Source organism: Brevibacterium paucivorans (assembly GCF_016907735.1).
Classification (GTDB): domain Bacteria; phylum Actinomycetota; class Actinomycetes; order Actinomycetales; family Brevibacteriaceae; genus Brevibacterium; species Brevibacterium paucivorans.
The window spans coordinates 1,513,899-1,524,482 of record NZ_JAFBCP010000001.1; the positions used below are offsets into that span (position 1 = coordinate 1,513,899).

Annotated in this window: 5 protein-coding genes; 3 read left to right on the forward strand and 2 right to left on the reverse strand. The window is 61.9% G+C overall.

Annotated elements, in window-relative coordinates; translation table 11 throughout:
- Nucleotides 1-280 precede the first annotated feature (280 nt).
- Nucleotides 281-2,740 carry an HNH endonuclease signature motif containing protein gene (locus tag JOE56_RS11295; RefSeq protein WP_239530395.1) on the forward strand — a complete coding sequence of 820 codons (2,460 nt, stop codon included), beginning with the start codon at nucleotides 281-283 and terminating at the stop codon, nucleotides 2,738-2,740.
- A 272-nt stretch (nucleotides 2,741-3,012) separates the two neighbouring features.
- Here the strand turns inward: JOE56_RS11295 and JOE56_RS07025 are convergent, their stop codons facing one another.
- The gene (locus JOE56_RS07025; protein ID WP_204515424.1) at nucleotides 3,013-5,292 is read right to left on the reverse strand and encodes a DEAD/DEAH box helicase; all 2,280 of its coding nucleotides are present in this window, start codon (nucleotides 5,290-5,292) and stop codon (nucleotides 3,013-3,015) included.
- A 73-nt stretch (nucleotides 5,293-5,365) separates the two neighbouring features.
- On the opposite strand from JOE56_RS07025, the gene JOE56_RS07030 reads away from it, so the two are divergent.
- Nucleotides 5,366-6,949, forward strand: coding sequence for a DUF7059 domain-containing protein (locus JOE56_RS07030; protein WP_204515425.1), 1,584 nt, complete (start codon nucleotides 5,366-5,368; stop codon nucleotides 6,947-6,949).
- A 66-nt stretch (nucleotides 6,950-7,015) separates the two neighbouring features.
- Complete coding sequence (topA, locus tag JOE56_RS07035; protein WP_204515426.1) at nucleotides 7,016-9,832, forward strand: type I DNA topoisomerase; 2,817 nt, start codon at nucleotides 7,016-7,018, stop codon at nucleotides 9,830-9,832.
- Here the strand turns inward: topA and JOE56_RS07040 are convergent, their stop codons facing one another.
- A complete protein-coding gene (locus JOE56_RS07040) occupies nucleotides 9,833-10,582 on the reverse strand; it encodes a lipoate--protein ligase family protein (RefSeq protein ID WP_204516099.1) in 750 nt (249 codons plus the stop codon).
- Nucleotides 10,583-10,584 lie beyond the last annotated feature (2 nt).

Here is a 10,584-nt window from a genome sequence, read left to right on the forward strand (position 1 = left end):
GGTGTTGCTTCGGTCGCGCGAGAGACGACGTTGGTTGTCTAAGGGGCTGCCGAGCGCGGGTGTTTGCGCACTTCGAAGCTAGGGGTCACTTAGGGGATCGACGTCGATTGCGCGCGGAACTTTATATCACCTCGGCGCCGGTCTTCTAGGGTTCGACCGATTTAGCTCCTATTGCGCGTAAGTCGAACATATATCGAATAGTAGTAAACAAATGGTGATCTAGATATTGAATATGTGTTCTAATAGTGGTAAGATTGAACCACGAAGGAGGTGAGAAGCGATGTTTCATCCAGGCTTAGAAGAAGACACGGCCCTCTATTGCGAACCCAGCGATGCGGTATTTGAGGCTTTCGGGCAAGTTGAGCGCGAGGTCAATGACGCGACCATTAAGCGCGCCGAGGCCTTGGTTTCTGTCATCGTTGCTCACCTCGACCCAATGCCGGATGACTCATTGGAGCTACGTACAGTTTTCGATGCCGAGGCGGGCGCGGCTCCTACTGTCGTCGGGAAGGTGCCCAGTTTCGCTGGTGAAACTCGGGTAGATGCGTTTGGCCAAGTGCGCGAACAGGCACCCAGGGTGTCGATTGATGACACTGTCGTGTGCGTAACTAGGCCGAGTGGTGGTGTGGTTTCAGTAAAAGACGTGGAACGGTTGCTTGACTCGTTGCCTTCCCCAACGGTGGGAGTGCTTTCGCAGTTCATGGACTGCACTGGACCGCAGGTGGTCACTGAGGCTCGCCGGGTGGTGACAGGGGCGCTGTTCATGCCCAAGCTGTGGGCGTTGGCGAAAGCCGGTGTCGTCGGATACGACCGGGTGTCATATGTCGCCCGAAGGTTGTCGCACTTGGGGATCTGTGTTCCACAGTTTGATGAGCTGCTCACGTCACGGCGACTGGACGTGACCTTCAAAACGTTTAGAAAACACGTCAATGAGATCATTGCGATGCTGACCACCCCAAAGAGCCGAAACGAAGACGCGGTGCGAAACCGGTGCGTGCGGTACTGGGACAACGGCGACGGTACGTCCACGGTGACGATGACCGGCCCAACCCTGGTTATGCACGCGTACTTCGCGCGTTTAAGTGGTTGCGCGCGGGCGGTTAAGAAAAACGATATCGACCCGTTCATCGCCACGCTTTCGGACAAAGACCGCGAAATCCTTGTCCCCGGCGAATCTGGTGAAAAGGTTAAACTCCGAGTCGGTGACCTGGGTGACGTGGAAATCGACGACGACCGGTTGATGGACCAACTCTTATTCGACATGGCTGTCGGCGCTATTCCCAGTACTGAAGTACGCGCAAAAGTTGTACCCACGGGGCAACGGAAACCGGCCAGCGTGGAGCATGAGGAAAGCGTTGACGTTGCAGGTGAAGGAGCCAAGGGGCTAAGTAGCGTTCCCGTGTTTAATGACAAATGGGAAGCCAACAATGCGCAGCGCGTGTATGAAATGGAACTGTGCATCTCCATGCCAATCAACGAGGAATGGTTAAAAGCTCAGGCCAACATCAACGTCACAGTCCCCGTGGTCCACTTCCTCAAAGATCAAATGCCGGGACTCATTGAGCTGGATCTGGAAGCTAATGGCGTGAAGATGCCTGGTGGTGACGGTCGGGCTTCGGGAGATCGGCCACCGGGAGGAACGGATCCGGGTGGTGAAGCGCCGGGCGTGCAGCAATCAGCCGGAATGAACACAGACGGTAAACCACAAGCTGAAGATCCTCCGGATAGAAACGGTTTAAGCGGAGCCACTCCGGTTGGAGATCCGCCTAATGACAGTGCGCTCGCGGGCAGTGGGCCAAATGAAGGTGCGCAAACTGATAGTGCGCAAGGTGGCAATGCGCCTAATGAAAGTGTGCAAGGTGCGAGACCGCCAGAAGAGGATGGTTCGCACGAGACTGTGACGCGCGAGAGTGACGGGAATATGGCTCGCCCAGTTTTGGTACGGGAACGCCTGAACGTGCCCGCGATGGTGAATAATCGCACTCCGATTGATGACCAGACCGCTGATGAACTGATCTCCCGGGCAACGTGGGTGTATCGGATGTTTACCGATCCAGACACTGGTGTCGTGCTTCAATCGACCCCCACAAAGTACCGCGTGACAGCGCCACTCAAACGCGTGATTGAAGCTCGGTCAGTGATGTGCTCGGTGCTATGGTGTCCGGTGCCGGCTCGGGTGTGCGAAAAAGACCACATAGAGCCGTTCAACCATGCGGATCCTAAACGTGGCGGGCAAACTGTGCTCGAGAACCTGCACCCGTTGTGTAAGAAGCACCACCAGGAGAAAACCAACAGGCGCATCAGCATCACCACACGTGACGACGGAGGACTGGCGGTTGAGTTCCCGCACATCGGCACGACGCTGGTGTATCCGCCGGAGTCCAGAATTAATCAGGAGCAGTTCGAGCAGTTGGTCCAGTTCTTCGACGCGGGGAAGTTGGATGTGAGTCGCTCGGTGGGTGGCTTTCTGGACGCTGAACATGCAAAGGCGGGGGTTGCGGCTTCGAAGCAGTTCGTGACGCAGAAAGAAATCACCAAGCCAGTCGAGACAGAAGAGGTAGATGAGTCGGCAGACGACGGGGTAAACCCTGGGGTAGGAAGATCTGCTGAGGGTGCAGAACGGAAGCCTGCTGGCCAATCGAGGACACCCCGGGAAGGCAAAGCTAGGTGTGACGAGAGGTCCGTCTGGGAGTATGCGCCGGTGCCGGGAGAGCTGGTCGGCGATGCGCCACCGTTCTGAGAAGACAGTTTTCCTTAGGAAAGTGTTTGCCTCAGTAGGGCGTCACCAGCTAGGGGGGGATTTGAAGGACCTTGGTAGGGGAATCCGAGGTCGGTAGAACTGGTTGGTGACGCGCCACCGTTCAGACGTTCTGACCTTAGTAGAAGCCGGGTTGGTGACCTCCCGTCGTTCTGAGAAAAGGCCAGCTGGCAACTCGAAGAACTGGGCTAGGGGAAGCTAAGGCCAGGCTAGGGAACCGGCTGATGTTGCGAAGGCTCGTCTGGCCTCAAAACTTACCCCAGCACCTCCCGCAGCAACCGTAGCGACGCGTCCTTATCAAGAGGCTCGTTGCCGTTGCCACACTTGGGGCTCTGCACACAGGATGGACAGCCAGCAACGCACTCGCAGGCGTCAATCGCATCCAGCGTGGCCCGTTGCCATTGCTCAAAAACCTCAAAGCCACGCTCGGCAAACCCAGCACCGCCGGACTGGCCGTCATACACAAACACTGTCGCCTGCCCGGTGTCGGCGTGCCGGGCGGTAGAAACCCCGCCAATGTCCCACCGGTCACACCCCGCAAACAACGGCAACAGCCCAATCGACGCATGCTCAGCCGCGTGCACGGCGCCGGGCACGTCACCGGCAACCACCTCGGCGTCCTCCACCACCGAATCCGGCGCCGTCCACCACACCGCATGCGTGCGCAACGTCTGCGCCGGCAAATCCAACGGCCGCTCACCCAACACCACGCCCGTGCCGTTCTGCCGCATGATGTACCCCGTCACCTGGGTCGTCACCTCAACAGCCCCACGAAACACCCGGCACCCACTGGGCAACCCGCGCGACCCCTCGGTGCCCACCACACGAATCTCCGTCACCGACCTCGCCTGTGTCGTGTAATCCACCGTCGCGGGCGCCACCAACGCCACCCGCTCGGCCAAATCCAACTCCAACACCGAAAACGTCTCACCCTGATGCACATACACCGCACCCGGGAAACTCTGCCGGGGCGCAGCCGCATCATCCACCGTGCCCAACAACATGCCCGTCGCCTGATCCACCAGCCGCACCTGCTCGCCACCAGACCCGCGAATATCCGTCAACGCCGCCGCCGACTCCGCCTTTGCCCAAAACCACCCCGTGGGGCGCGCACGCAAATACTTCGCCTCGGCCATCTCGCGCGCCACCTCAACGGCCCGCTCGCCAAACCACAACCGGCAGTCATCCTCCGTCAACGGCTCCTCAGCAGCCGCCGCCAACAAATGCCCCGCCATTACATACGGGTTCTCCGGGTGAATCACGCCGGCCTCAACCGGGGCGTCAAACACATGCTCCGGGTTATGCACCACAAACGTGTCCAACGGGTCGTCCCGGGCGATCAACACCGCCAACCACTCGTGCCCGGCCCGGCCCGCACGCCCGGCCTGCTGCCACAACGACGCCAACGTGCCCGGCCAGCCTGCGATCACCACCACGTCCAAACCGCTGATGTCGATCCCTAACTCCAGCGCGCTCGTCGAGGCCACCGTCCGCAACTTGCCCCCGCGCAAGCCCATCTCCAAGGCCCGGCGCTCCTCCGGCAAGTACCCGCCCCGGTACGCCGCGACCGAGGTGGTCAACTCCGGCGCTATCTGCCCCACCTGGTTACGTACCGAGTCCGCTAACGCCTCGGCTCCCGCGCGCGACGCAATGAACGCAATCGACCGAACCCCTGCGCACGTCGTATCCACCAGCATGCTCGTGGCCTCACTGATCGTCGACCGGCGCTGCGCCTCCTCACCAGCCACCAACGGCGGCTCCCACAAAAGAAACGTGCCAGCAGCCTTAGGCGACGTATCCTCCGTCACCGCATACGCCTCCCGGCCCGTAAACCGGCCAAACGCTCCCGCCGGGTCAGCCATCGTCGCAGACGCCCCCACAACTACAGGCCGCGCCCCGTACAACGCCGCCACCCGCAACAACCGGCGCAACACCAACGCCACATGCGACCCGAACACGCCTCGGTACCTGTGCGCCTCGTCAACAACCACAAACCGCAAATTCTTAAACCACCGGCGAAACCGCTCATGACCAGGCAAAATGCTGCGGTGCAACATATCGGGGTTGGTGAAAATGATGTTGCCGTGCTGCCGGGCCCACTGCCGGTCCGCCTCCGAGGTGTCGCCATCGAAACTGCCCGCCCGCACCCCCTGCAACGGCAGCGCCACGAGCTTCGACAACTGATCGTGCCCCAACGCCTTCGTAGGGGAAATATATAGAGTCGTCGCCACCTTGGTAGGCAATGCACCCCGACACTCAAACGCCGCCTGCGTCACCGGCAACCAAAACCCCAGACTCTTCCCACTGGCCGTGCCCGTAGCGATGACAACATCATCGTTCTCCCACACCCGCTGCGCTGCCTCCACTTGGTGCCGCCACGGACGCTCGATGCCTGTGACCTGCCACGCGTGAACGACCTCGGGACTCACCCACTCCGGCCAATCCGCAAACTGCGCCTCCCGGGCAGGAAAACTGCGCGCATGCGTCACGCGGTCAGCCCGCTCGCCAAACGCAGTCACCAGATCAATCAGCACACCCCAACCTTAGCTGTCACGCCAAACACAGCTCCGTAGCCCGCACCCCAAACCGCCCCGTAGAGTAGTGCCCGTGCTCACGATTGATCAGACCACCGGCAACACCCTGCGCCACGCCCTGAACCACCACCGGTTCACCCCCACCGGCCTGCGCGAACTGTGGGGCGCAGACATCGACGACGCCCTCACCCGCAACAACGCCGCCCCCGCCCGCTGGTTCCTGACCGGTCGTACGGACCCGCTTTCGGTGCTGGCGAACCTTTTCGTGTGCGCGACCACCATGGACGCCGAGGTCGTCCGCACCTCCCTTGGCGCCCACCTTTTCGACTCGGCAGCCGCAACCGGCGCTCTTCTCGAACGCGACGGCACAGTACACGCCCCCTTCGCCCTCCGCGCCATCGAAGTGCCACCGGGGCTAAGCGACCAAGCAAACGAACCCACCCCTGACAGCGCATCAGACCACATCTGGCTCTTCTCCGACCACGGAACCCTCACCCGCGACGAACCCGTCGCCGGTGACTTCGTGTTAGGCGTGGGCGGTGCCGGGCGCACCCTCCTCAACATCACCCCACGCACCCCCGCGCGCACCGCGCTTGACCTGGGTGCCGGGTGCGGCATTCAAGCCATCGCGCTAGCCCGCCACTGCGACCACGTCATCGCCACCGATATCTCGCCCCGCGCGCTCGCCTTCACCCGCGCCAACGCCACGCTCAACGGCGCCCACAACATCGAAACCCGCCAAGGCTCCCTCTTCGAACCCACCCCAGAACAATTCGACCTCATCGTCTCCAACCCACCCTTCGTCATCACTCCACAAGGCCATACCACCACACTGGAATACCGCGACGGCGGCCACACCGGCGACCAACTGATGCGCACGCTGCTAGCCCAGCTGCCGGACCATCTCACCACCTCGGGCGTGGCATGCCTGCTGGGCAACTGGGAAATCACGCACGCCACCAACGAAGACCCCGCAAACCCCACAGACCCCACCGAAGCCCCCACCCACTGGGTCCCCAACACCGTCGACATCAGCGTCATCGAACGCGAACAACTCACCCCCGCCCACTACGCTGAAACGTGGATTCGCGACGGGGGAGTGGTGCCCGGCAGCTCCCGCTGGAACGCGGACACGGACGCGTGGCTTGACGACTTCGCCTCCCGAGGTGTCACCCGGATCGCGTTCGGGTGGATCCAGGTGCGGGCCCGGGCTGCGGAAGCCGAAGGTGCAACAGGTGCCCCCATCCGCCACTTCGAATTCCGCCCCGGCCCGCTGGGCGCCAACCCCGGAGGAATCGCACAGTTCCTCGACGTGCGCTTCGACCTCATCCAGTGGCTCAACCAGGCAGACGACAACGAACTGCTCGACACCGCGTTCATCCGCAACGAAGGCGTTGTCGAACACCGCCACTTCACCCCCGGCGACGAATCCCCCACCACCATCACCATCGAAGTCGGAACCGGGTTCGCCCGCGAAATGACCGTGGACACCGCGTTCGCCGGTTGCATCGGAGTCGCAGACGGCAGCCTCACCCTCCGGGCAGTGGCCCACGCCCTCGCCCAGTTGCTTGACGTGGAGCCTGATATGCTCGCGTCGCAACTCGTAGCGCAGGTTCGTGAAGCGGTTGTCAGTGGTATCTTGTACCCCAACTCATAAAACCGCGCACATCACTAGTGCTACATTCAAGTGGACGCGTACACACTTGCGTGAGAAAGGACTCTCGTGCCAACCACTCAGCCACGTCGCCTCGTTATTGTGGAGTCACCCACAAAGGCCCGCACAATCGTTGGATACCTGGGCGACGGCTACGATGTGGAAGCGTCCGTAGGCCACATCCGTGACCTGCCCCAACCTTCAGAACTCCCGGCCGACATGAAAAAAGGCCCCTACGGCAAGTTCGCCGTCGACGTGGACAACGGCTTCGACCCCTACTACCGGGTGGACCCCGGCAAGAAGAAAAAGGTCACCGAACTCAAGAAACTCCTCAAGGACGCCGACGAACTCTACCTCGCAACCGATGAGGACCGCGAAGGTGAAGCCATCGCATGGCACCTCATCGAAGTGCTCAAACCAAAGATCCCCGTCAAGCGCATGGTCTTCCACGAAATCACACCGGAAGCCATCAACCGCGCACTAGAAAACACGCGCGAACTCGACATCAACCTCGTCGACGCCCAAGAAACCCGCCGCATCCTCGACCGTCTATACGGCTACGAAGTATCGCCGGTTCTGTGGCGCAAGGTCCGCGCCGGGCTGTCCGCCGGTCGCGTCCAGTCCGTTGCCACCCGCCTGGTCGTTGAGCGTGAACGTGAACGCATGAAGTTCATCCCCGCCGACTACTGGGACCTCGACCTGGCACTATCCCTGCCCGACGCCGCCGACGGTGAAGAATTCGCCGCCAAACTCACCACCTACCTGGGCCAAAAGGTCGCCGCTGGGCGCGACTTCGACGACGCCGGTCAGCTGAAAAAGGCCAGCTCACAGGTGGTCGTGCTGGGCAAGGACGACGCCACCAAACTCGCCACCGTGCTCAACGCCGGCGCGCCTCTGAGTGTTTCCGGGCTCGAAACCAAACCGTACTCACGCCGGCCCGCCGCCCCGTTCACCACCTCAACCCTGCAACAGGAAGCCGGCCGTAAACTCCGCATGAGTTCCCGCCAGGCCATGCGCGTTGCCCAGTCGCTGTATGAAAACGGGTACATCACATATATGCGTACGGACTCCTCGGCCCTGTCCGCCGAGGCCGTCGCCGCGGCCCGCAAGCAAGTCACCGAACTCTACGGGCCCGAATACGTCCCCGGCTCCCCACGGATGTACGCCAAGAAACAGAAGGGCGCGCAGGAAGCGCACGAAGCGATCCGTCCCGCAGGTGACTCGTTCCGCACGCCCGCCCAGGTGCAGGGCAAACTGTCCAGCGACGAGTTCAAGCTCTACGACCTGATCTGGAAGCGCACGGTCGCCTCCCAGATGGCCGACGCAAAAGGCTCCACCGCCACCATGAAAATCACCGCCGACCTCAGCACTCACCTCGGGGACGGGGCAACGGCGGGCATGACCGCCTCGGGAACGGTCATCACCTTCCGCGGATTCCTCGCAGCCTACGAAGAAGGCCGCGACGCAACCCGCTACGACTCCGGTGACGCCGGTTCACGCCTCCCACAAGTCACGGAAGGCCAAGAACTCGCCGTCCACTCCGCAGAAGCCGCGGGGCACACAACCGCGCCACCACCTCGGTACACGGAAGCCAGCCTGGTCAAACGGCTCGAAGAACTGGGGATCGGGCGCCCGTCCACCTACGCCGCCATCATCTCCACGATCCAAGACCGCGGATACGTGCGCCCGCGCGGAAACGCTCTGGTGCCCAGCTGGCTCGCGTTCTCCGTGGTCAGGCTGCTTGAAGAACACTTCGGCGGGCTGGTGGACTACCAGTTCACCGCCGACCTGGAAACGGAACTTGACCACATCGCCGCAGGTGAACTCGACCGCACGCAGTGGCTCTCCGACTTCTACTTTGGAACCGGTGCCGCCGGCGCTACGGTCACTGACGGCCCTGGCGGTGACCAGCCCGCTGGCGACCACCCGGGACTCAAACCAACCGTGGACGACCTCGGTGACATTGACGCCCGCGAAGTCAACACAGTACAGATCGCTGACGACGTGACCCTGCGCGTGGGACGGTACGGACCATACCTGGAAGTCCCCAGCGACGACCCAGAAAAACCCAAGCGCGTTTCCGTGCCAGACGACCTGGCTCCGGACGAACTCACGGCCGAAAAAGCCCGCGAACTCATCGAAACCCAGGGCGACGGCGACCGCGAACTTGGCGTGGACCCGGAAACCGGGCACACGATCGTTGCTAAGAACGGGCGCTTTGGCCCCTACGTCACCGAGGTGCTACCAGAATCAGACACCCCCGCCAAACGCGGCACCAAGAAGCCAAAGCCACGCACCGCCTCGCTGTTTAAGTCCATGGACCTGCAGACCGTGGGGCTCGAAGAAGCACTGAAACTTCTGAGCCTGCCCCGGGTTGTTGGCCAGGACCAAGAAGGCGTGGACATCACCGCGCAAAACGGACGCTACGGGCCGTACCTGAAGAAGGGAACCGACTCGCGATCGTTGGAATCCGAAGAGCAGATTTTCAGCATCACAGTCGAAGAAGCACTGGCGATCTACGCGCAACCCAAGACGCGCGGCGGGCGCAAAGCGGCGACTCCGCTCAAGGAATTCGGCGAAGACCCCGAAACCAAGAAGCCCGTCGTTGTCAAAGACGGTCGCTTTGGCCCCTACGTCACCGACGGCACCACCAACGCGACCCTGCGTAAAGACGACTCGGTAGAGACCATCACCGCAGAACGCGCATTCCAGCTCCTAGCCGAAAAACGCGCCAAGGGGCCCGCCAAGAAGCGCACCACCGCGAAGAAGACGACTGCAAAGAAGAGCACAGCGAAGAAGACCACCGCGGCCAAGAAGTCCACTACCCGCAAGACCACAGCGACTAAGACCACTGCCAAGAAAACAGCAACCACCAAGAAGAGCTAATCACTCCACCCGGTGCCTCTCGTCATATGCGCGGGAGGCCTGGGTGACATCGCTGGTGAGCGCAGTTTCGCGAATATCCCACTCCGTGGCGTAGGCGGCCAGGAACGCGTCTTTGACGTCCTCAACCGTGATGCCCGGGTGGAGCTCACTCAACGCACCACCGGTCTGCGGGTCCCAGTCCACGCCCAGGGCGGCTTCGACATCGGTCAGACACGCGCGGATGGGCTGCGGGTCCGTCACAATCACCGAGGACGAAAACAGCCACCCCTTGTTGGTCACCCGTTGCGCTGTACCAATGATCTTGATGCGCCCGGCCGCGTTGACCGAAAACTCGCCCGGGCAGTACTCACCCGGAATCTCGCCAATGCGCGCATCCACACCCAGCGTGCGCAACGCTGAGGCGTAGAGATCACCAAACTGTGTGAACCGCTCCTGGGTCTTGCCGTACAGCGTGCTGGCCGGTTCCAAATGGTCAAGCACTAAACTCCCGAGGTGGTACGCCGCCGCGCGTCCCCCAAGGGTCCGCAGTGCAGGGGTAAAACCGTGAGCGCGGGCCGCCTGGGTTGCCTGTGGGAAACCGTCTGCGAACCGGTCCCGGGCACCAAACGCCACCGTGGGTTGGGGTTGGTAGATCCTCAGGGTAGGTCCGCGGGTTCCGTTTCGGATGTCGTCAAGAAGGGCCCGGGCAACGCCGAGGTCGCGAATAGCTCCCGCGCTGGTGTCCGCTATGTAATCCAAGTTCTGTGACATCA

Bases quoted from the DNA above. Each gene is read 5' to 3' on its own strand.
- JOE56_RS07040 (WP_204516099.1), bottom strand. From the start codon at position 10,582: ATGTCACAGAACTTGGATTACATAGCGGACACCAGCGCGGGAGCTATT.
- JOE56_RS11295 (WP_239530395.1), top strand. From the start codon at position 281: ATGTTTCATCCAGGCTTAGAAGAAGACACGGCCCTCTATTGCGAACCC.